This is a genomic window from Promicromonospora sp. NPDC050262 (genome assembly GCF_040655935.1).
Classification (GTDB): domain Bacteria; phylum Actinomycetota; class Actinomycetes; order Actinomycetales; family Cellulomonadaceae; genus Promicromonospora.
Genome location: NZ_JBFAKX010000036.1, coordinates 1 through 21,551 on the forward strand (window position 1 = coordinate 1; position 21,551 = coordinate 21,551).

Annotated in this window: 21 protein-coding genes; 16 read left to right on the forward strand and 5 right to left on the reverse strand. The window is 73.5% G+C overall.

Going from position 1 to position 21,551, the window contains the following annotated elements; translation table 11 throughout:
- Nucleotides 1–5: 5 nt before the first annotated feature.
- The gene (locus AB0I29_RS27160) at nucleotides 6–128 is read right to left on the reverse strand and encodes a hypothetical protein (RefSeq protein WP_357487345.1); all 123 of its coding nucleotides are present in this window, start codon (nucleotides 126–128) and stop codon (nucleotides 6–8) included.
- A gap of 36 nt (nucleotides 129–164) precedes the next feature.
- Between AB0I29_RS27160 and AB0I29_RS27165 the strand changes: the two genes are divergently transcribed.
- On the forward strand, nucleotides 165–878 hold the full coding sequence (locus AB0I29_RS27165) for an MOSC domain-containing protein (protein WP_357487347.1): 714 nt from the start codon (nucleotides 165–167) through the stop codon (nucleotides 876–878).
- 154 nt (nucleotides 879–1,032) lie between these two features.
- On the opposite strand, the gene AB0I29_RS27170 is transcribed toward AB0I29_RS27165, so the two are convergent.
- Nucleotides 1,033–1,521, reverse strand: coding sequence for a DUF6194 family protein (locus tag AB0I29_RS27170; RefSeq protein WP_357487349.1), 489 nt, complete (start codon nucleotides 1,519–1,521; stop codon nucleotides 1,033–1,035).
- Nucleotides 1,522–1,563: 42 nt separating this feature from the next.
- On the opposite strand from AB0I29_RS27170, the gene AB0I29_RS27175 reads away from it, so the two are divergent.
- The gene (locus tag AB0I29_RS27175; RefSeq protein ID WP_357487351.1) at nucleotides 1,564–2,322 is read left to right on the forward strand and encodes a MerR family transcriptional regulator; all 759 of its coding nucleotides are present in this window, start codon (nucleotides 1,564–1,566) and stop codon (nucleotides 2,320–2,322) included.
- Nucleotides 2,323–2,341: 19 nt separating this feature from the next.
- Here the strand turns inward: AB0I29_RS27175 and AB0I29_RS27180 are convergent, their stop codons facing one another.
- Together AB0I29_RS27180 and AB0I29_RS27185 are read right to left on the reverse strand one after the other, a co-directional pair.
- Nucleotides 2,342–2,833, reverse strand: a complete 492-nt coding sequence (locus AB0I29_RS27180) for a PH domain-containing protein (RefSeq protein ID WP_285100444.1) — start codon at nucleotides 2,831–2,833, stop codon at nucleotides 2,342–2,344.
- A gap of 33 nt (nucleotides 2,834–2,866) precedes the next feature.
- A complete protein-coding gene (locus tag AB0I29_RS27185) occupies nucleotides 2,867–3,562 on the reverse strand; it encodes a histidine phosphatase family protein (RefSeq protein WP_357487353.1) in 696 nt (231 codons plus the stop codon).
- Between the two features lie 145 nt (nucleotides 3,563–3,707).
- Here AB0I29_RS27185 and AB0I29_RS27190 point away from each other — a divergent pair, with 145 nt between their 5' ends.
- From AB0I29_RS27190 to AB0I29_RS27235, 10 genes are all read left to right on the forward strand, one after another.
- Entirely contained in the window at nucleotides 3,708–4,694 is a 987-nt protein-coding gene (locus tag AB0I29_RS27190; RefSeq protein ID WP_357487355.1) for a helix-turn-helix domain-containing protein, read from the forward strand.
- A gap of 135 nt (nucleotides 4,695–4,829) precedes the next feature.
- Nucleotides 4,830–6,665 carry an FAD-dependent monooxygenase gene (locus tag AB0I29_RS27195; protein ID WP_357487357.1) on the forward strand — a complete coding sequence of 612 codons (1,836 nt, stop codon included), beginning with the start codon at nucleotides 4,830–4,832 and terminating at the stop codon, nucleotides 6,663–6,665.
- Complete coding sequence (locus AB0I29_RS27200) at nucleotides 6,658–7,560, forward strand: intradiol ring-cleavage dioxygenase (RefSeq protein ID WP_357487359.1); 903 nt, start codon at nucleotides 6,658–6,660, stop codon at nucleotides 7,558–7,560. The genes AB0I29_RS27195 and AB0I29_RS27200 overlap by 8 nt, the downstream gene beginning before the upstream one ends.
- 147 nt (nucleotides 7,561–7,707) lie before the next feature.
- The gene (locus tag AB0I29_RS27205) at nucleotides 7,708–9,015 is read left to right on the forward strand and encodes an ABC transporter substrate-binding protein (RefSeq protein WP_357487361.1); all 1,308 of its coding nucleotides are present in this window, start codon (nucleotides 7,708–7,710) and stop codon (nucleotides 9,013–9,015) included.
- Entirely contained in the window at nucleotides 9,012–9,818 is an 807-nt protein-coding gene (locus AB0I29_RS27210; protein ID WP_357487363.1) for an ABC transporter ATP-binding protein, read from the forward strand. The genes AB0I29_RS27205 and AB0I29_RS27210 overlap by 4 nt, the downstream gene beginning before the upstream one ends.
- A complete protein-coding gene (locus AB0I29_RS27215; RefSeq protein WP_357487365.1) occupies nucleotides 9,815–10,558 on the forward strand; it encodes an ABC transporter ATP-binding protein in 744 nt (247 codons plus the stop codon). The genes AB0I29_RS27210 and AB0I29_RS27215 overlap by 4 nt, the downstream gene beginning before the upstream one ends.
- On the forward strand, nucleotides 10,558–11,463 hold the full coding sequence (locus AB0I29_RS27220; protein ID WP_357487367.1) for a branched-chain amino acid ABC transporter permease: 906 nt from the start codon (nucleotides 10,558–10,560) through the stop codon (nucleotides 11,461–11,463). Before AB0I29_RS27215 ends, AB0I29_RS27220 begins: the two co-directional genes overlap by 1 nt.
- Nucleotides 11,460–12,491: a branched-chain amino acid ABC transporter permease gene (locus AB0I29_RS27225; RefSeq protein WP_357487369.1), complete on the forward strand. Its 1,032-nt coding sequence runs from the start codon at nucleotides 11,460–11,462 to the stop codon at nucleotides 12,489–12,491. The genes AB0I29_RS27220 and AB0I29_RS27225 overlap by 4 nt, the downstream gene beginning before the upstream one ends.
- Before the next feature lie 131 nt (nucleotides 12,492–12,622).
- The gene (locus AB0I29_RS27230) at nucleotides 12,623–12,763 is read left to right on the forward strand and encodes a hypothetical protein (protein ID WP_285100434.1); all 141 of its coding nucleotides are present in this window, start codon (nucleotides 12,623–12,625) and stop codon (nucleotides 12,761–12,763) included.
- Between the two features lie 480 nt (nucleotides 12,764–13,243).
- Nucleotides 13,244–14,770, forward strand: coding sequence for an adenylosuccinate lyase family protein (locus AB0I29_RS27235; RefSeq protein ID WP_357487372.1), 1,527 nt, complete (start codon nucleotides 13,244–13,246; stop codon nucleotides 14,768–14,770).
- A gap of 86 nt (nucleotides 14,771–14,856) precedes the next feature.
- On the opposite strand, the gene AB0I29_RS27240 is transcribed toward AB0I29_RS27235, so the two are convergent.
- Complete coding sequence (locus tag AB0I29_RS27240; RefSeq protein WP_285100432.1) at nucleotides 14,857–15,471, reverse strand: ribonuclease H; 615 nt, start codon at nucleotides 15,469–15,471, stop codon at nucleotides 14,857–14,859.
- 205 nt (nucleotides 15,472–15,676) lie between these two features.
- On the opposite strand from AB0I29_RS27240, the gene AB0I29_RS27245 reads away from it, so the two are divergent.
- The 4 genes from AB0I29_RS27245 to AB0I29_RS27260 all read left to right on the forward strand — a co-directional run bounded on the left by AB0I29_RS27245 (nucleotide 15,677) and on the right by AB0I29_RS27260 (nucleotide 21,424).
- Nucleotides 15,677–16,786: a VIT1/CCC1 family protein gene (locus AB0I29_RS27245; RefSeq protein ID WP_285100646.1), complete on the forward strand. Its 1,110-nt coding sequence runs from the start codon at nucleotides 15,677–15,679 to the stop codon at nucleotides 16,784–16,786.
- 225 nt (nucleotides 16,787–17,011) lie between these two features.
- Complete coding sequence (locus AB0I29_RS27250) at nucleotides 17,012–18,586, forward strand: hypothetical protein (protein WP_357487374.1); 1,575 nt, start codon at nucleotides 17,012–17,014, stop codon at nucleotides 18,584–18,586.
- A gap of 81 nt (nucleotides 18,587–18,667) precedes the next feature.
- Nucleotides 18,668–19,819, forward strand: coding sequence for a hypothetical protein (locus AB0I29_RS27255; RefSeq protein ID WP_357487376.1), 1,152 nt, complete (start codon nucleotides 18,668–18,670; stop codon nucleotides 19,817–19,819).
- A gap of 297 nt (nucleotides 19,820–20,116) precedes the next feature.
- A complete protein-coding gene (locus tag AB0I29_RS27260) occupies nucleotides 20,117–21,424 on the forward strand; it encodes an MFS transporter (protein WP_357487378.1) in 1,308 nt (435 codons plus the stop codon).
- Nucleotides 21,425–21,551: the final 127 nt, after the last annotated feature.

Consider the following 21,551-nt stretch of genomic DNA (forward strand, 5'->3'; position numbering starts at 1 on the left):
ACGGCTCAGGTCGCCGCGGGCGGTTCCTCCGGCCAGGTGAACCACTCGACCGGGATGCTCTCGTCGAGGCGGCGCACCTGGTTCTCCGCGAGGCCACAGGTCACCCGGGTGACCTGTGGGTCCGACACCTGGGAGGGGTGCCGTGCGGATGAGAAAATGACCGCATGGCTGAGCTCCTCGCGGTCTGTCGCGTGTACGTCCTGCATCCAGACCCCGGCCCTGTGGGGGTCACGGCGATCGACAAGCGTCCCGTCGAGGGGCGGGTCAAGGTGCGGCCCTACGGCCTCTACGCGGACGTGCAGGCCGACCGCGCCAACCACGGCGGCCTCGACCAGGCGGTCTATGCCTACGCCCAGGAGGACGCCGACCACTGGTCCGACGAGCTGGGCCGGGAGGTCACGCCCGGGCTCTTCGGCGAGAACCTGCGCGTCAGCGGCCTCGACGTGAACGGTGCGGTGATCGGCGAGCGGTGGCAGGTCGGCTCGGCGCTGCTGGAGGTCACGCAGCCGCGCACGCCCTGCCAGACCTTCGGACGGCGCCTCGGCGAGCAGCGCTGGGTGCGCCGGTTCACCCAGGCCAACCGCACGGGCGCCTACCTGCGCGTGATCGAGAACGGCGACCTCGGCGCGGGCGACACCGTCGACGTCGTGCACCATCCCCTGCACGGGGTGACCGTCGCGGACTGGTTCGGCGCGCAGTACGGGCTGGCGCGCGCGGCGGCCGGAGCCGGAGCGGACGCGGCCGCCGCTGCCGAACCCGAGACCCTGGAGGAGCTCGCGCAGCGGCTGCTCAACGCGCACGCCGCGGGCGAGATCCGGCTCAGCGTCGACATGCACCGCCGCAGCGAGCAGGCCGCGGCCCGCGCCGTCGTCGACTGACCGGCCACGCTCGGCCCGCCTGTCTCGACCGGCCCTCCGGCGGAAGGCGTACACGGCCGGGTGGGTAACGCTGACGTAGCACTGCTACCTCTCCGTCACCCACCCGGCGGTGCAGGCGTTCCCCCGGCCCTTCCCGCGGGCTCGGCCCCGGACGTCAGCGACGGCGCTCGAATCGGGCGCGTGCGGCGTCGTGCGCGTCGCGCAGAAGGGTGAGCACCAGTGCTCCGGTCGCGGGTTCGGGGTTGACGACGGACACCCAGCCGGCCGTCCCGTACACCGGGTGCGGCTGGACGACGTCGGCGGTGGCCGGTCCTGGCGCCGGCTCGCCCGGCTCCGGCGCGGCGGCTCCGACGAGCTCGGCCAGCCGCGCACGACCGACGTGGACGTTCACCCGCCAGCGTCCCGCGGGGTCGAGGTCGGAGCTGGTGTCGTCCGGGTAGTTCTTGGTGACGATCGTCCCGTACGGCTGGACGTTCCGGGGCATCTGGCCGTCAGGGGCGTAGTAGAAGAACGCGTCGCCCCAGGCCAGCTCGGGAACGGTGGCGTCGCCGACCGCCGGCGCGACGACGAGGGCGCCGTCGAGCTCGCGGACGGCGTCGATGATCTGCTCGGCGGTCGGGCCGGTACTCTGCTGAAGGTCCATGGTTCAAGCATCACCTTCAAGTGCTTCTGTGGGGTTGAGCGCATGACACCCGAGGAACCGCGGCCGCTCCGTACCGCCGACGTCGCGCGGGAGTCCGGCTGGTCCGTGCAGCAGGTCCGCGACCTGGAGCGGCTGGGCGTGCTCCCGCCGGCCGCGCGCTCGGCCAACGGCGACCGCTCGTACGGGCCGGTGCACGTCCGCGCGCTGCGGGCGTACCGGGGGCTGGCGAGCGCCGCCGGGCCGGTGGTCGCGCGGCGTCTGCTCGCCGAGGCTCGCACCGGCACGCTCGCCGACGCCGCGGCCGCGATCGGCGCCGTGCACGTCCGGCTCGCCGCCGACCGCGACGAGGCGCTGCGGGCGCAGGCGGCGCTCGCGGCCCTCGAGGGCGAGGAGGACGGGCCCGACGCCGGTACCGCGCACGTCGACGCGGATGTCATGACCATCACCCAGCTCGCCGCCGCGCTCGGGGTGCGCACGTCCACGCTCCGGTTCTGGGAGCAGGAGGGACTGGCGGTCCCGGAGCGTGTGACGACCCTGCGGGCCCGGCAGTACGGGCCGGCCGTGATCCGGGAGGCGCGCGTCGTGGCCGCGCTGCGCTCCAGCGGGTACGGCATCCCGGCCGTGCGCGACGTCGTCGTGAGCCTGCGCCGCCTCCCGGGTGCCGGCGACGGCGGCGGCGAGGGGACCGCAGAGTCCCGCCGGATCCTGGACCGGCGCCTCGACCAGATCGCCACCCGCACGGTCGCGCTGCTCCGCGCGGGCGCGGACCTGGCCGAGATCATCGACCCCGCACAGGTGTGACCGCGCGCGGAGGGTCCGGTCAGTCGTCGCTGAGGAGCTTGCCCTGGCGGACCAGGTCCTGGAGGGTGCGCTGCACCTGCTCGACGTCGGGCACGTCGTCGAGCACCATGCCCGGCTGGTCCGTGCCGTCGGAGATCACGAGGGTGCCGCAGCCGAAGATCCGGTCGCTGAGCTGCTTCTCGAACGTGACGTTGTTGATCCGGTAGAGCGGGATGTCCCGGCCGGTCTGCGTCAGGATGCCGGTGCGCAGCGCGACCCGCTGGTTGGTGATGATGTAGCGCGTGGTGCGCCAGCGCAGGAACGGCCCCGCGGAGGCGACCAGGCCGAGCACCACGAGGATCGCCGTCGCGAACCACAGCACGATCGGGTCGATCGGCAGCGGCAGCACCCAGACGGCGATCAGGATCACGACCAGCACCAGGAGCAGCAGGATCGGCTTGACGATCTTCTTCGGGTGAGTGCGGAGCTGCAACACGATGGTCTCGCCCTCGGCGAGGTGCTCTTCCCTCATGCCGCGAATACTGCCTTACTGCGCCAACTGGATCTACTGTGCGGCCAGGTTCCATCCCTCGATCGTGCGCAGGCTGTGCCCGTACCCCAGCAGGCACACGGCCGCGGTGCCGAGCTCGAACCGGGCCCCGAGCCGCGGGTCGACGCCGAGCCACACGGTGGCGAGCACGCGCAGCAGGTGGCCGTGCGCCACGAGCAGCACGTCGCCGCCGGCTCCCGTCCCCGCCCCGGCCAGCACCTGCTCCGCCCGGGCGATGACCCGCGCGGCGCGCACGGCGACCTGGTCCAGCGTCTCGCCCGGCCGGCCCTCGCCGTGCTCGTCGGACGGCGGCAGCACCTGGACGCCGTCCTCGAAGATCTGGAACTCGCGCCCCAGGATCTCCGAGACGTCGCGCGAGGTGCGGCCGTCCACCGGCCCGTAGTCCCACTCGGCGAGGTCCTCGTCGACGACGGCGCCGGGGTGGCCCGCGAGCTCCGCCGTCCGCCGTGCCCGGGTCCGCGGGGACGTGAAGACGGCCGCGAACTCGTAGGCGGCCAGGGTCGCGCCCGCGGACCGGGCCTGCGTCTCGCCGGCCGCCGTGAGCGGCAGGTCGGTGCGGCCGGTGTGCCGGCCGCTCGCGCTCCACTCGGTCTGGCCGTGCCGGAGCAGCACGAGCTGCGGGTCGCGCGTGGGCCGCAGGGCGGGGGGCCGCGCCGCGGTGGGCGGGGGCGGCAACGTCTCGTCGGACATGGGACGAGCATCCTGCGTCCGGCGGCCGAGCGCACCCCTGGTCGCCGCCAGCGGCTCTGACCTGGGCGAACACGCCACGGGCAACACGCCGGTCGAGCGCGGCGGGTCCTGGTGCGCGCCGGGTGCTGCACCTACTGTGGGGCTCGTGAGTCGTGCCACACCGGCGTCGCGCGGCGCCGTCGACCGCTTCTCCACGCGAGGCCTGCCCGCGGCGCGCCGGATCGAGCTCTGGGAGGAGCACAACGCCGACGCCCTCGTGGCGTTGCAGTGCCGCATGTTCGAGGACGACTCGGCGCTCGAGGCGTCCGAGGCGAACCTCCAGCTCGACCGGCTGCACCTGGCGCACGTCGAGGCCAACCCGCACGCCGTGGAGCGCACGGCACGCACGGTCCGCACCCGACCGACCGAGTCCGTGGCCCTCTACTTCACGCTGAGGGGCGAGGCCTTCTTCTACCACGACGACGGTGTGCGGATGCTGCGACCCGGCCAGCTCCTGGTGTGCGACGCCGACCGGCCGTTCCTGCGCGGTTTCTCCCAGGGGCTGGAGGAGCTGGCGGTCAAGGTGCCGTACGACGTGTTCCGCGCCGCGGGCGGCACCATGCCGCGCACCGCCCAGGTGATCGAGTTCGGCGCGCCCTCCCCGTCGGGCGGCAACGCCCACGCCGCGGCCCTCGCCGAGCTGGTCGCCCGCGCGGTGGGTCCGGACGGCGACGGCGCGGCCGACGAGGTCGCCGTGCTCGACCTCGTCACGGCGGTGCTGGTCCGGCCGGTGGGATCCGGGGCGCAGGCCGCGGGCGCGCACTTCGCCGCGGCCGAGCGGTACGTGCGCCGGTGGCTGCGCGACCCGACCATGTCGGCCCGCCGGATCGCCGACGCGATCGGCCTGAGCGAGCGACAGCTCTCGCGGGTGCTCGCCGAGCACGGCACGAGCGTGCCGCGCCTGGTCGCCCGCCGGCGCGTGGAGATGGCGAGCCGGATGCTGCGCATGCCGTCGTACGCGGAGCAGACCGTCGAGGCGATCGGCCTGCGTTGTGGGTTCTCGTCGGCCGCGCAGTTCTCGCGCGTCTTCCGGGAGCAGTCGGGCATGTCGCCGTCCGAGGCCCGCAGGTACGCGCTCGCCGTGCGGCGCTGAGCACGCACCCGCCGACGCCGACGCCGCCGTCGGGCCGTGCACGGCGCAGAGTCGCCCACACCCCGTCTTGATGATTTCCGCCGACTTTCATGGCCGACCCTTTTCCCAGGTCGGAGCGCACGGCACCCTGTGCGCATGCCTGAGTTCGACGACGGTCAGACCGAGACCGCACTGCCCAGCACCGCCGCCGGCACGACCCCGGAGGGACACGGCACGGTGGTCGAGACCGACGTGCTGGTCGTGGGGTCCGGCCCGGCGGGGGCGTCCGCGGCGCTCTTCCTGTCCAGCCTGGGGATCGGCAACATCATGATCACCAAGTACCGCTGGACCGCGAACACGCCCCGCGCGCACATCACCAACCAGCGGACCATGGAGATCTTCCGCGACCTGGGCATCGAGGACCAGGTGCTCGCGGACGCGACGCCGCACGAGCTGGTGGGCGACACCGTGTTCTGCACGACGATCGCGGGCGAGGAGATCGGCCGCATCCTGACCTGGGAGACCCACCCCGCCCGCGAGGCGGACGCGCGGCTGGCCTCGCCGTCGCTCACGGTCGACATCCCGCAGACCTACCTCGAGCCGATCCTGGTGAAGAACGCGACCCAGCGGGGCACCCAGTCGCGGTTCTCCACGGAGTACCTGGGCCACACGCAGGACGCCGACGGCGTGAGCACCCGCGTGCTCGACCGGGTCACCGGCACCGAGTACACGATCCGGTCGAAGTACCTGATCGGCGGCGACGGCGCCCGCTCCCAGGTGGCCGCGGACATCGGCCTGCCCATGGAGGGGGCGATGGACATCGCCGGCTCCATGAACATCACGTTCAAGGCCGACCTCACGCACCTCGTGGGCCACCGCCCGTCCGTCCTGTACTGGGTGCTGCAGCCCGGCTCCGACGTCGGCGGCATCGGCGCCGGCCTGGTCCGCATGGTCCGGCCGTGGAACGAGTGGCTCATCGTCTGGGGCTACGACATCGCCGGCGAGCCGCCGCAGCTCGACGACGCGGCGGCGACCGAGATCGTGCGCCAGCTCGTGGGCGTCGAGGACCTGGACGTCGAGATCACGGGCTACTCGCTGTGGGGCAACAACCAGATGTACGCGACGCACCTCCAGCAGGGCCGCGTCTTCTGTGCGGGCGACGCCGTGCACCGGCACCCGCCGAGCAACGGCCTCGGCTCCAACACGTCGGTCCAGGACTCGTACAACCTGGCCTGGAAGATCGCGGCCGTGCTCAACGGGCAGGCGGCGCCGTCGCTGCTGGAGACCTACTCGGCCGAGCGCGCGCCGGTCGCCGAGCAGATCGTGCTGCGCGCCAACAAGTCGGGCGGCGAGTTCCGCTTCATGGAGGTGCTCGGGGTCCTGGACGCCGAGACGCCGGAGGCGATGCAGGCCGCGATCGACGAGCGCAAGGCGAACACGCCGGCCGGCGCGGCCAAGCGCGCGGCGCTCGTGGAGGCGATGGACCTCAAGCACTACGAGTTCAACGCGCACGGCGTGGACATGGGCCAGTTCTACGCGTCGGCGGCGATCGTCCCCGACGGTTCTCCCCAGCCTGTGGACGAGCGCGACCCCGAGCTCTACTACAAGCAGTCCACCGTCCCGGGCGCGCGGTTCCCGCACGTGTGGGTGGCCGACGTCGACGGGCACAAGCGCTCGACGCACGACCTGGTCCCGTACGGGCAGTTCACGCTCGTTACCGGCATCGCCGGCGAGGCCTGGGCCGACGCCGCCGCGAAGGTCGCGGACGAGCTCGGCGTGCCGCTGGAGGCGGTCGTCATCGGGCCGGGGCGCGAGGTCATCGACACCTACTACGACTGGGCGAAGATGCGCGGCGTCGAGGAGTCGGGCGCGATCCTGGTCCGCCCGGACGCGCACGTGGCCTGGCGCGCCCAGACCCTGGCCGACGACCCGGCGGGGGCGCTGGGCGACGCGCTGCGGTCGGTCCTCGGACGGGTCGAGCACGATGGCTGAGCCGGGCGGGTCCGCCGAGCGCGCCGGGGCCGAGCAGGCCGCCCGCGAGCAGGAGCTCACCGACCGGGTGGCGGCGTCCTTCGCGGGCGCCGGCGACGCACGGCTCGCGACCGTCATGCAGTCCCTGACCCGGCACCTGCACGCGTTCCTGCGCGAGGTGCGGCTCACCGAGGACGAGTGGAACCGGGGCATCGAGTTCCTCACCGCCGCCGGGCACATCACGGACGACAAGCGGCAGGAGTTCATCCTGCTGTCCGACGTGCTGGGCGCCTCCATGCAGACCATCGCCATCAACAACGCGGCGTACGAGAACGCGACGGAGGCCACGGTCTTCGGCCCGTTCTTCGTGGACGACGCGCCGCGCATCGAGGACGGCGGCGACATCGCAGGCGGCGCGACCGGGCAGCCCTGCTGGGTGGAGGGCACGGTCACCGACACGTCCGGCAAGCCGGTCCCGGGCGCGCGGATCGAGGTGTGGGAGGCGGACGAGGACGGCTTCTACGACGTCCAGTACGGCGACGAGCGCACCTCCGGCAGAGCGCACCTCTTCTCGGCCGACGACGGCGGGTACCGCTTCTGGGGCGTCACGCCCACGCCGTACCCGATCCCGCACGACGGACCGGTCGGCGCGCTGCTCGCGGCGACGGGGCGCTCGCCGATGCGCGCCGCGCACCTGCACTTCATGGTGACGGCGCCCGGGCTGCGCACGCTCGTGACGCACATCTTCGTGCGCGGCGACGAGCTCCTCGCGTCGGACTCGGTGTTCGGCGTCAAGGACTCGCTCGTCATGGACTTCGAGGAGCTGCCCGCGGGCACGCCGACGCCCGACGGCCGGGCGGTCGAGGGCACCTGGGCCCGCACCCGCTTCGACGTCGTCCTCGCCCCGGCCGACTGACCCACCCGAACACCGAACCACCAGCACCACCCGAACCTGCACCAAGCACTACCGGCAAGCCGCACTCCCCGTGTCAGACCCACAGGTCACCCCGGTGACCTGTGGGTCTGACAGCCAGAGGCTCGACGACAGACTTGGAGTACGACGATGGTTGGCAACGGACGGTCCCTGAACGCGCGGGCGCTGGTGGTCTGCGCGTCGACGGCAGCCCTGGCGGGCGCCCTGACGGGCTGCGGCGACGTGGGCGGCGGCACGGTCGGGGGTGGCGGGGACGACGACGTCCTGAAGATCGGCTTCGTCTCGACCGAGACGGGCTCGTCGGCGCCGTTCGGTGAGGCCAACACCTACGTGATCGAGTCCATGGAGAAGTGGTTCGCGGACAACCCGGTGACCGTCGACGGCGCCGAGCAGACCGTCGAGATCATCGTGAAGGACTCGCAGTCGGACTCCGCCCGCGCGGGCGAGGTGGCGGCCGAGCTGATCAACAGCGACGGCGTGGACCTGGTGCTCACGTCGTCCACGCCGGACATCACCAACCCTGTCTCGGAGCAGTGCGAGGCCAACTCGGTCCCGTGCATCTCGACGGTCGCGCCCTGGCAGCCGTTCGCGATCAGGGAGGGCGACGAGCCCGCCGACCTGAAGTACAGCTACCACGCGTTCTGGGGCCTGGAGGACGTCTCCGCGGTGTACGCGGACATCTGGAGCCAGGTGGACACCAACCAGAAGGCGGCCGGCCTGTTCCCGAACGACCCGGACGGGCAGGCGTGGAGCGCCAACTTCCCGGCCCTCACGAAGGACACCGGCGTCACGATCGACGACCCGGGCCTCTACCCGAACGGCACCCAGGACTTCTCCGCGCAGCTCTCCGCGTTCGAGGGCCACGACATCCTGGTCGGCGTGCCGATCCCGCCGGACTTCACCACGTTCTGGCAGCAGGCCGGCCAGCAGGGCTACCGGCCCAAGGTCGCGACGATCGGCAAGGCCCTGCTGTTCCCGTCGTCGGTCGAGGCGCTGGGCAACGCGGGCGACGGCCTCACCTCCGAGGTGTGGTGGCACCCCACGGCGCCGTTCACCTCGTCGCTGACCGGGCAGACCGCGCAGGAGCTCGCCGACCAGTACGAGACGGACACGGGCAAGCAGTGGACGCAGCCCCTCGGCTTCGCCGAGGCCCTGTTCGAGATCACGGTCGCGGCCGTCCAGGAGGCCGGCTCCACCGAGCCGGAGGCGATCACCGAGGCCCTGTCCACGCTGGAGGTCTCCACCGTGGTGGGCGACATCGCCTGGGGCGTCGACGACAGCGTGCCGCCCTACGTGGCCAAGACCCCGCTGGTCGGCGGCCAGTGGCGCCTGGACGACGGCGCGGACGAGGGCCAGAACCCCTACGAGCTCGTGGTGGTCTCCAACACGCTGGCCCCGGAGATCCCGACGGGCGGCGAGGTCGAGCCGCTCCGGTGACGGAACCCCTGCTGCGGGTGACCGGCGTCGCCAAGCGCTTCGGCCGGGTGGTCACGGCCCGCGACGTCTCGTTCGAGCTGTCCGCCGGCGAGGCCCTGGGCCTCGTCGGCCCGAACGGCGCGGGCAAGACCACGCTGCTCGACGTCGTCGCGGGCACCCTGCGGGCCGACGCCGGGACCGTGACGCTGGACGGGCAGGACGTCACCCGGCTCGGCGCGGCCGCCCGCGCCGACCGGGGCGTCGCGCGCTCGTACCAGGTGCCGCGTCCCTTCGGCGGACTCACCGTGTTCGAGAACGTGCTGGTCGGGGCCTCGTTCGCCGGGAGGCGGCCCGGCGGCGGTGGCGCACCTGGCGGTCGCGCCGACGGCGCGGGCCCGGCCGAGGGCGCCCGGGACCGGGCCTGGCACGCGCTCGCGGTGACGGACCTGACCGGGGCGGCCAACACGCCGTCGGGCAGCCTGCGCCTGCTGGACCGCAAGCGGCTGGAGGTCGCGCGGGCCCTCGCGACCGGGCCACGCCTGCTCCTGCTCGACGAGATCGCGGGCGGCCTCACGGACCGCGAGCTGCCGCAGGTCGTGGGCCTGGTCCGCCGCCTGCGGGACGACGGTGTGGCGGTGGTCTGGATCGAGCACGTGCTGCACGCGCTGCTCGACGTCGTGGACCGGCTGCTGTGCCTCGCCGCCGGCGAGGTGATCGCGCAGGGCGACCCGCACGAGGTGATCCGCAGCCCGCAGGTGGTCGAGGTGTACCTGGGCTCCACGGTCGACTCCGTGCCTGACTCCGTCCCGGGGGAGCCGGCATGAGCGTCCTGGAGGCGGCCGGCCTGGAGGTCCGGTACGGCGACCTGCTCGCCGTCGACGGCGTCGGGCTGACCCTCGCCGAGGGCGAGACCCTCGCGGTGCTCGGCGCCAACGGCGCCGGCAAGTCCACGCTGCTCGCGGCGCTCGCGGGCACCCACCTGCCCACGGCAGGCACCGTGCTGCTCGACGGCGACCCGGTCACCCGGGTGCCCGCGCACCGGCGGGTGCGGCGCGGCATCGCGCTCGTGCCGGAGGGGCGGCGCCTGTTCCCGTCGCTCACCGTCGAGGAGAACCTGCTCATGGGCCGCTACCCCGGGCGGCCCGGGCCGTGGGACCTGCGCGCCGTGTACGACGTGTTCCCGCACGTCGCCGAGATCCGGGACCGACGAGGCGGCGTGCTGTCGGGCGGGCAGCAGCAGGCGGTGGCGATCGGCCGGGCCCTCCTGACCAACCCGCGCGTGCTGCTGCTGGACGAGGTGTCGCTCGGGCTCGCGCCCTCCGTCGTCACCCGGATCTACGACGCCGTCCGCCGCATCACCGCGGAGGGCACCACCGCGCTCGTCGTCGAGCAGGACCTGGACCAGGCGCTGCGCGTGGCCGACCGCGTCCAGTGCCTCCTGGGCGGGCGCACCGTGCTGGAGGCCCCGGCCGCGGGGCTGGACCGCGAGGCCGTGGCGGACGCCTACTTCGGCATCGCCGCCGCCCCGACCCCCGCCCCCGCCCCGAGACCCACGGAGGCCTGATGGACTGGCTCAACGCCGGCGTGCAGGGTGTGCTGCTCGGCGGGCAGTACGCCCTGCTGGCCTGCGGCCTGTCGCTGATCTTCGGCGTGATGCGCATCGTCAACCTGGCGCACGGCGTGCTCGCGGTGCTCGCCGCCTACCTGTCGCTCGTGCTGGTGCAGCAGGGCCTGCCCCTGTGGCTCGCGGTCGTCGTGGTGGTGCCGGTGTTCGCGGCGCTCGGGTACGCGGTGCAGCGCGGCCTGTTCAACCCGGCCCTCGCGCAGGTGCGGGGGTCGGACTCCGCCCGCCAGGGCTCGCGGGGTGCGGGCGAGCTCGCGCCGCTGCTGGTGTCGTTCGGCGTCGCCGTCGCCCTGACCAGCCTGCTCCAGGAGGTGTTCAGCGCGGACACCCGCAAGATCCCCACGGGTGACCTCGCCTCGGCGGGCGTGCCGCTCGGCCCGCTCTCGGTGGGGCTGCTGCCCCTGATCACGCTGGTCGTGGCCGCCGCGGTCATCGCGGCGGTCCAGGTCTTCCTGGCCCGCACGGCCACGGGGCGCGCCATGCGTGCCGTCGCCGACGACGCCGGCGCCGCCGCGATGTACGGCGTCGACCCGAGGCACACGTACGCCGTGGCGACCGCCCTGGCGTTCGCCACGCTGGCGCTCGCGGGCGTGTTCGTCGGCATGAGCACGCAGTTCTCGCCGGGCTACGGCGACCTCGTGCTGCTGTTCGCGTTCGAGGCCGTGATCATCGGCGGGCTCGGGTCGCTGTGGGGCACGCTCCTGGGCGGCATCGTGCTGGGCCTGGCCCAGACGATCGGCGCGCAGATCGACCCGCAGTCCGGGGTGCTCGCCGGGCACCTCGTCTTCCTCGCCGTGCTGGTGGTCCGGCCCGGCGGCCTGCTGCCGAGGAGCGTGCCGGCATGAGCGCTCCGAACACCGCCGCCGACGCCGCCGCCCCGGCTGCGCCTCCGGCGACCCCGACGGTGACGCGGGGCGGTCGTGGGTCCGTCGTCGGGGGCGGGGTGCTCGTGCTCGTCGTGGTGCTCCTCGCCGCCGTCGTCCCGTACGTCGTGACGCTCGGCGCGCTGTCCAGCCTGGTCATGCTCTTCGCGCTCGTGATACTCGGTACCACCTGGAACCTGCTCGCCGGGTACGGCGGCATGGTGAGCGTGGGCCAGCAGGCGTACGTCGGCGTCGGCGGGTACGCCCTGATCCAGCTCGCCGACGCGGTCGGCGCCCCGCCGTGGGCCGCCGTCCTCGCGGCCGGCCTCGTGGGCGCCGTGCTCGCCCTGCCGACGAGCTACCTGGTGTTCCGCCTCGCCGGCGGGTACTTCGCGATCGGCACCTGGGTGGTGGCCGAGGTGTTCCGCCTGGTCACGATGCAGATCGGCGGCTTCGGCGGCGGCAGCGGGCTGTCCCTGAGCGCCTTCCGGGGCACCGACCGGGTCGACCGCGTGGCCTTCGTCTACTGGTTCGCGCTGGCGCTCATGGTCGCCGTCGTGCTCGGGACCTACCTGCTCATGCGGTCCCGCGTGGGACTCGGGCTCACGGCGATCCGCGACGACCGCGTCGCGGCGAGCAGCCTGGGCGTGGCCGTGGACCGGGGCCGCCGCATCGTCTACGTCGCGGGATCGGCCGGCGCCGCGCTCGCGGGTGCGCTGATCGCGCTGAGCACGCTGGGCGTCACCCCGGGGTCGATCTACTCCGTGAACTGGACGGCCGCGATGATCTTCATCGTCGTGGTCGGTGGCATCGGGACCATCGAGGGGCCGCTCGTAGGGGCCGTCCTCTACTGGGCGCTGCAGCAGGCCCTCGCGCCGCTCGGCACCTGGTACCTCGTGGTGCTCGGCGGGGTCGCGGTGGCCGTCGTGCTCCTCGCGCCGCGCGGGCTGTGGGGCCTGGTGGCGGGGCGGTTCCAGCTCTTCCCTACGACGTACCGGGTGCGGATCTGACGGCGCGGTGAGGCCGACGTCACAGCCTCTTCAGTCGACGCGCGACTCGGTATCAACGAGGATGGTTGATCCGCAGACCAGCGGGTGAACCACGTGCAGCGGAGCCGTAAGCCTGCACCGGAGGAGGACCCATGACGGACGCCGACGACGCCCAGTACCACTCCATCGCCAACCCTCGCCGGACCACGCTCATGCACCGGAGCGTGACCGACACGTACGGGTCGCAACACGACGAACGCGAGACGCCGGCCGACGACGCCGCCGCGGGCTGACCGCGGAGCGTTCGAGCCGAGAGCTGGTGCCCGCGACGGAGGGCCCGGCCGCACGCCACGTCGTGGCGCACGCGGCCGGGCCCTCTGCGTTGCCCGGGCGGCCGAGGTCCGGTCGGCGCCGTTCCGCGATGCGAGACGCGCCAAAGTTCACCCACGCTCCGCGGAAGGCCTGGTCCGGGGCCAGATGTCACCGGAAATTCATGTGACGGACCTCACTCCCGTTACATTCTGGAAACACTTCCGCTAGCCTGGTGCGCGCATCCTCTCCCACAATTCGGTAGAGCAAGGCGGTACGGCGAGTCGATGCAGGCGCATGAAGCACAGCGAGTTCGGCACGGTGAGCGGGCAGGCTAGGTCCTGCGGCGACCGGTACGACGTGGAACAGGGAACTCGCCGGCGGCCTGACCCCGAGACGGGGTACGGGCCCAGCAGAGCACGTCCAGTCACGTACGACACAAGAACTGAGTGGGGTTACCAGGGATGAATGGCGAATCGATTCGACACTTCACGGACGGACGCGTTCCCGACGCCGGGATCGCGCACCTCTTCAGCGTCGAGAACCGATTCCAGGCGCGCCTCGACGTCGAGGCCGCGCTCGCGCTCGCAGAGGCCGAGATCGGCCTGATTCCGGAGCCGGCCGGCGAGACGATCGCCCGGGCCGCGCAGATCGAGAAGCTGGACCTCGACCGCGTGGCGGCCGAGACGGCGTCCGCCAGCCACCCCCTGATGCCGCTCATCGAGGAGTTCGCCCGCGTGGTCGGGCGCCAGTACGGCGGCTGGGTGCACTGGGGCGCCACCACGCAGAACATCACCCAGACGGCGGACGTGCTCGTGCTGCGCGACGCGCACCGGGCGGTCAAGGACCTGCTCGCCAAGGTGCTGCGGGGCATGTCCAAGCAGGCGGACGCGTCCGCGGCGGTGCCGATGGCGGGCCGCACGCACAGCCAGCACGCGGTGCCCGTGACGTTCGGCTTCAAGGTCGCGGTCTGGATCGACGAGCTCACGGCGCACACCGACCGGCTCGAGCGCCTCGAGGACCGGCTCTTCCGGGTGCTCATGGGCGGCGCCGTCGGCACGTTCGCGTCGTTCGGGCCCGCGGGCCGCGAGGTCGAGCGCCGGGTCGCCAACCACCTCGGGCTCGGCACCATGCCCGTGCCGTCGCGCGCGATCAACGACGGCATCGTCGAGCTCGTGCTCGTCCTGGGCCAGGTCGCCGGCACGGCCGGCAAGATCGGCAAGGACATCTACTCGATGATGCAGCCGGAGTTCGGCGAGGCGTTCGAGCCCATCCCGGAGGGCACCGTCGGCAGCTCGACCATGCCGCACAAGCGCAACCCGCAGCTCGCCCTCGACCTCCTGTCGATGAGCGCCCAGCTGCGCGCCCTCGCGGCGCCCGCGCTCGAGTCGATGCAGCACGACCACGAGGCGAACGGCGGCATGACCGACCTCCTGGAGTCGACGGTCTCGCGTGCCACCGTCCTGGCCGGTGACATCCTGACCCGCCTGGACGTGATCCTCGACGGCCTGGAGCTCGACGAGCAGCGGATGCGCGCCAACCTGGCGCTGAGCGAGGGCCTCATCGGCTCGGAGTCGCTCATGATGGAGCTGGGCGAGCGCATCGGCCGGCAGAAGGCGCACGAGGTCGTCTACGAGGTGGCCCAGGAGTCGGCCGTGGGCGACGTGCAGTTCCTCGACCTGCTGGTGCGGAACGCGACCGTCAGCGCCTACTTCGACCGCGACGAGATCTGCCGCCTGATCGACCCGAGCGCGTACCTCGGCCAGAGCGTCACCATCGCGCACGACATGGCGCAGCACGCCCGTGCGGTGGCCGACCGGCTCGAGTTCAGCGCCCGCACGGCCAAGCCGGTCCCGCTGTTCGTCCGCGAGGTGGCCGACGAGCCCGCCGACGAGGCGGGCACCGGGGACGACGCCGTCCGCACGGTCGACGACACCAGGGTCGCCGCGGCGGCGCGGACCCCGGAGGAGCTCCTGCTCGTCGGCCTGTAGCCCTCGCTCGACGCGGCTGCCCAGCCGTCGCGCCCGGAACCAGCAACTTTCCGGGCGTGCTGGCTGGGCAGCCGTTCTCGTTCTCGCTAGAAGAGGGTGTCCGACTGCCAGGTGCGGCCCGCGCCGGCGCCGGTCACGACCGGCGTCGGCCGCGTCACGGGCGCCGTGCTCTCGCGGGCCTCGACGGTGAGGCTGCCGTCCCGCAGCTCCGCGTCGGGGATCATCCCGGCGTCGGGCACCAGCATCTCGCCGACGCCGCCGCGTCCCGCGGCCCACTCCTCCGCGGCGAACCCGGCGAGCTGGTCGACCCGCTCGTTGTACGGGTTGCCCACGTGACCACGTACCCAGTGGAACCGCACGGGACCGGTGCGCTCGGTGACGGCGCGGTCGATGTCCTGCACCAGGCCGACGTTCGGCACGGGCTCGCCCGCGGGGGAGCGCCAGCCGTTGCGCTTCCACCCCTCGGACCACTCCGACACGGACCGCACGGCGTACTGCGAGCCGGACTCCACGAGCAGCGGCTCGCTGCCGGGGTGCGCGTCGATGGCGCGGAGCAGAGCTGAGAGTGCGGCGACCTGATCGTTGCCCTGGGCCGCGCCGCCCGAGTCGAACTGCCCGCCCGCGTGGTTGATCCACGCCCATCCGATCGCGCCGCCCGGCGCGGCCGACCCGTGCGTGCTGACGATGATCACGGCGTCCATTGTGCATCCTTCTGCCCGAGAATCCGGACGCCTGGCCGGGGCTGGACGGCGTTCGAGAGTTCGGCGCGGCGAAACCGAGGCCAAGGGCCTACGAAACCCACGACCGGCGATCCACGGGCATGATGGCGGTGTGCCTCACGTACCCTCCGACCCCGCCCGACGCTCGTCCGGCGGCACACCCACGCCCGAGCAGCGCGCGCAGGGGCTGCATCCCTCGCGCCCCAGGACCCGCGCCGACATCCGGCGGTGGCGCCGGCTGCTCGCCGACGAGCGGGCCGAGGCCGCGGTCTACCGCGACCTGGCGGGCCGGCGCACGGGCGAGGAGCGCGAGATCCTGCTCGCGCTCGCGCGGGCGGAGAAGCGGCACGAGTCGCACTGGCTCGACCTCCTCGGTTCCGACGTCGGTGCGCCCGTGCGCGGCGACCTGCGGACCCGCGGCCTCGGCTTCCTGGCCCGCCGGTTCGGCGGCGTCTTCGTGCTGGCGCTCGCCCAGCGGGCCGAGGCCCGGTCCTCGTACGCGCACGACGCGGACGCCACCGAGACCATGGCGGCCGACGAGCAGATCCACGAGGAGGTGGTGCGGGCGCTGGCCACCCGCGGCCGCAACCGGCTGTCGGGCACGTTCCGCGCCGCGGTCTTCGGCGCGAACGACGGTCTGGTGTCGAACCTCGCGCTCGTGCTCGGCATCGGGGCCTCCGGCGTCGCGACGAGCACGGTGCTGCTCACCGGGCTCGCGGGCCTCCTCGCGGGTGCGCTCTCGATGGGCGCCGGCGAGTTCGTGTCGGTGCGCTCGCAGCGGGAGCTGCTCGAGGCGTCGTCGCCGTCGCCCACGGCCGACGACGCGCTGCCGCACCTCGACGTCGACGCGAACGAGCTCGCGCTCGTGTACCGGGCGCGGGGCATGGCCAGCGAGGAGGCGACGGCGCGTGCCGACGCCGTGCTCGCGCGGCTCGCCGTGGCGCCCTCGTCGGGCGGGCTGCTCCTGGAGCCCGCCGCGGAGAACGGCCCCGCCGCCGACGTCGACGACCTGGAGACGCACGGGACCGCCTGGGGCGCGGCGGTGTCGTCGTTCCTGTTCTTCGCGTCGGGTGCGGTGGTCCCGGTGCTGCCCTACCTGTTCGGACTCGACGGGCTGGCGGCGGTCGTCGTCGCGACCGCGCTGGTGGGGATCGCGCTGCTGGTGACGGGCGCCGTCGTGGGCCTGCTGTCGGGTACCTCCCCGCTCACCCGGGCGCTGCGCCAGATCGCGATCGGGCTCGGCGCGGCCGCTGCCACCTACCTCCTGGGGCTGGTGTTCGGGGCCACCGTCGGGTGATCCACGAGAGTTCACCCGCTCTGCTCCAGTGCCCTGCCGATAGCGCTCGATGCCCTGAAATAACCGGGATATCGCACCTCTTCCGACATACGCCGGTACCCATGCACAATATTCTCGATCCGCAAACCGCAGGTTTGTAGTTGCCGAACCTCGGAACGCCCCGCAGATTAAATGTGTATGCATGACTGCTGAGCGGCCCGCCTCGGGCCGGAGAGCGGGAGACCGATGTCGAAGGACGCGCTGACGAGCACGGGGGACCACCTCCGTCGCGTCGTCGTGCGTGCCGTCGGCAGCCTCGCGCTCGGCGCCGCGGGCCTCGCGCTCGGCGTCGGCCTCGCGGCCCCCTCGAGCGCTGCCGAGCGCCCGTCGCTCGGCTCGGTGCTCGGCGACACGGTGGAGGCGACGGTCCAGACCGTCGTGAAGACCACCGAGGTGCTCGGCGCGGTCACGACGATCGACCAGGCCGCGACGGGCGGCACCGGGGCGGCGACGAAGCCGGATGCTCCGGGGTCCGCGACTCCCGCGCCTGCGGCTTCTCCTGCTGCGCCTGCGCCGGAGGCCTCCGCGCCCGCCGCGAAGCCGGCCGAGCCCGCTGCCGCTCCTGCCGCCGCACTCGCTCCCGGCTCCGCCGGGACCACGGGGACCGCCACACCCGAGCCGGCCTCCGCAGAGCCCGCGTCGTCGTCGGCCGCGAAGCCGTCGCCCGCTGGGACGTCGTCGGCGCAGAAGCCGGCGGAGCCTGTCGCACAGGCCGTCGACGACGTCGTCGCGGCGGTCTCCGGAGGCGTGCTGGAGCCGGTGACGACGCCGGTCCGGACGGCGGTGACGGAGCCCGTGGGGCAGATCCTCACCGGCGTCACCGAGAAGCCCGTCGCGCAGGTCGCCGAGGTCGTCGAGCAGGTCTCCGACCCGGTCCTCAAGCCCGTCACGGAGCAGGTCGGCAACGTCCTGACCCCGGTGACCGCCCCGGTCGGCGAGGTGCTGGCTCCGGTGACGGGCGTCGTCGGGCAGGTCGTCTCGCCGCTCGCTCCGGTGCTCGGCGCCGTGACCGAGCCGCTGGCCCCCGTGACGGGCGGCCTCCTGCCCCCCGTGGTCGACGTGCTGGCCCCGGTGACCGACGTCGTGGGCGGCGTGACCGCCCCGATCACGGGGGCGCTCACGCCGGTGACCGCCCCGGTCACGGACGCCCTGGCGCCCGTGCTGACGCCGGTCGGCGAGGCTGTCGCCCCCGTCGGCGAGGTGCTCGCCCCGGTCGTCGAGCCGCTGGACCCGGTCGTGGAGCCGCTCGTTCCCTCGGCGCCCGGCGTGCTGCCGGCCGAGCCGGCCACGGGCGAACCGACGACGGTGGTCCCGACCCAGCGGGTCGACGACCCCACAGAGCCGACGTACCCGGGGGCGCTGCAGACCTCCGGTGACGCCGCGGGTGTCGTGGTCTGGACCTCGGCCGGGGTCCAGCACGCGATGCTCGACCTGATGCGTGCAGCCGCCCCTGCGGCCGCCGTCGACACCGTCGACGCGCTGAGCGTCGTGACGGCGGGCGTCGTGGAGACGGGCGGTCCGGGCCTGCTCGGTGCGGGCCTCCCGCTCGCCGCCGGCGGTGTGGGCACCGCGGCGTCCGCCGGGAGCGCCGGTGGCGCCCTGGGCGGCGGCGCGCCGCAGCTCAAGGTGCCGGGCGGCGACGCCCTCGCGGTGCTCTCCGCCCTGCTGGTCTTCCGGGCGCGCTCCTGGCGTGTGTCGACCGACGAGTCGCGCGCCAAGCTGGCGAGCAGCTACACGGACATCCCTGTCTCTCCTGCCTGACCTGGCTGGTCCGCGCACGCGTGTGCGGCACCACCCGACGGCGTATGTGTCGTCGGCTCCACGCCAGGCAAGGAGAGACCCATGCACAAGAACTTTCGACGGGCGCTGTACACGGCACTCGTGACAGGCGGCCTCGTGGTCGTCGGCGCCGCCTCGGCTTACGCCGCGGGCGACGGTCTGCCGGATCCTGCTCAGGGAGCCCCCGAGACGATCGAGGGTGCTGCCTCGCCTGCTGCTGCGCCCGAGGGGTTGGCGGGCGACACGGCGGAGGGCGATGCGGCGGTCACTCCGGCTGATGACGCGACGGAGCTCGCTCCGGCCGGCGACGCCGCCGAGTCCGTCGTGCACACCGACATCTCCGGCGTCGTCGAGGAGGTCCTCGACGGGACGCTCGGTGAGGACGGCCTGGTCGACGGGCTCCTGGAGGGTCTCCTGCCTGTCGAGACCGAGGTGCCCGGCGGCGAGCCTGGTGCCGGCGAGCCTGGTACCGACGAACCAGGAACCGACGAACCCGGCACGGAGGCGCCTGGTGCCGGAGAACCCGGTACGGACGAACCTGGCACGCCGGGCACGGACCAGCCGAACGGGCCGGGTACGGATCAGCCGGGCACCGATCCCGGCACCGACGGACCGGGCATCCTCGATCCCGGCATCCTCGACCCCGACGCGGGTGACCCCGACGTCGTCGAACCGGGTGCCGGCGAGCCCGGACCCGGCGAGCCCGCGACCGGTGGTCCCGGCCGCGACACGCTCGGGACCGGTGGTTCGCGGCCCGGCCACGAGACAGAACTTCCCGGGGCGCACGTCCCCGGGATCGCACACCCCACTGGTGACCGGTCCGGCACCGCGGCTCCTGGCGCCTTCGGTGCGCCCGGCCAGGCCGCGCCCGGATCCGCCGACGCGGCCGACGCCGACGCGGCCGACGCCGCGCCGTCCGGCGACCGGGTCCAGGACGTCGACGCAGAGCAGGCCGGCGTCGACATCAGCTGGGGTGACAAGGCGGTCGTCGTGCCGACGACCAACGGCGGGGCGATCCTGTCGGGCGGCCCCGGTGCGGGCTACCTCATCGGCACGTCGACCGGGCTCGACGGGCAGGTGGTGCCGGTGGACGTTCCCGGCGAAACCCTTGCCCAGACGGGCCCCATGATCACGGGGCAGCTCGCGCTGGTCTCGCTCCTTCTGGGGCTGGGCATCGTGGTGCTCCGTATGCGTCGCCGTCGCTACGTGGTGTGACCACGGAGCGACGGGCGACAACGGCCCGGATGCGGTTCCGCCGATGAGCTTGTCAAGGGGCTCGTGACGCAGGACCGGCTCAGTCCGGGTCGGGGAGGTTCGTGAGGTCGGGGCGCCGCTGGGGGGCGCCCCGGCCCACGGACCGGACAGAACAGAGCGGGAGCTCAGGGCATCGGGGGGTGACCTGGGCGCCCGCTCTGTCATGTCCGGGGTCGTGTGCGGGCCCGGCGGGTGCGGCGTATGTCATAGGGGACAGCGCCACCCGACCGCGTTGCCCGGGCATACGATCGGTGCACCATGCGCCATCTGCTCGCCGACACCACGCCCCTGAAGGTGTCGCCGGACTACCGGCGCCTCTGGTTCGGCCTGTCGATCTCGAACATCGGCACGCAGGTGACCATCGTCGCGGTGGGCCTGCAGGTCTATGCCCTGACCGGGTCCACCCTCGCCGTGGGCGTGCTGGGCCTGTTCTCGCTCGTCCCGCTGGTGGCACTGGGCCTGTACGGCGGGGCGCTGGTGGATCACTACGACCGGCGCAAGGTGTCGCTCGTGTCCTCGGCCGTGCTGTGGCTCGTCGTGGCGGGCATCGCCGCGCAGGCCTGGCTCGGCCTGGAGTCCGTGGAGCTGCTGTACGGCCTGGTCGCGGTGCAGAGCGCGGCGTTCGCGATCAACAACCCCGCCCGCTCGGCGATCATCCCGCGGCTGCTGCCCAAGGAGCTCATGCCCGCGGCCAACGCGCTGGCGTCGCTCTCGATGAACGTCGCGCTGACCGGCGGGCCGCTGATCGGCGCGCTGCTCGTGGCACAGCTCGGCTACGCCTGGGCGTACACGCTGGACATGGTGCTGTTCCTGGCGGCGCTCTGGGCCGTGTTCCGGCTGCCGCCGGTGCTGCCGGAGGGCGTGGGCGAGGGCGGGAGCGGGAACGGCCGCAGCCGGGTGGGCGCCGTCGGGCTGCGGTCCGTGCTGGACGGCCTGCGCTACCTCGCCACCCAGCCCAACGTGCGCACCACGTTCCTCGTCGACATCTGCGCCATGGTGCTGTCGTTCCCGCGGGTGCTGTGGCCCGCCGCCGGCGTCATCTACCTGGGCGGCGGCGAGACGACGACGGGTGTGCTCGCCGCGGCCTTCGCCGTCGGCGGCATCCTGGCGAGCGTGTTCTCCGGCGGGCTGACGCGCCTGCGCAAGCAGGGGCAGATCATCGTCTGGGCCATCACGGCGTGGGGTCTGTCGATCGCCGCGTTCGGGCTGGTGCTGGTGCTGGTGGGCCGCGGGTCACCCGACGGGACGATCGTCTGGGCCGTGGTGGCGGCCGGGATCGCGCTGGCGTTCGCCGGCGGATCGGACAGCATCTCGTCCGTGTTCCGGCAGAGCATCCTGCAGACCGCCACCCCGGACCACATGCGCGGGCGGCTACAGGGTGTGTTCATCGTGGTGGTGGCCGGGGGCCCGCGTCTCGGGGAGATGGTGCTCGGCGCCGAGGCGACCTGGTTCGGCGAGGGCTGGGCGGCCGTGGCCGGCGGGCTCACCTGCGTGGTGCTGCTCTGGGTGATCGTCCGCCTGACGCCGCGGTTCTGGCGGTACGACGCGCGGCACCCGGAGCCCTGACGTGTCAGACCCTCAGGTCACCCGGGTGACCTGCTCGACCCGGAAGGGGCGGGCGAGGCCGCCGGCACGGCGCACCGGCTCCTGGCGGGGGCGGCGAGGGACGTGGACGAGAACATCACCGTGACAT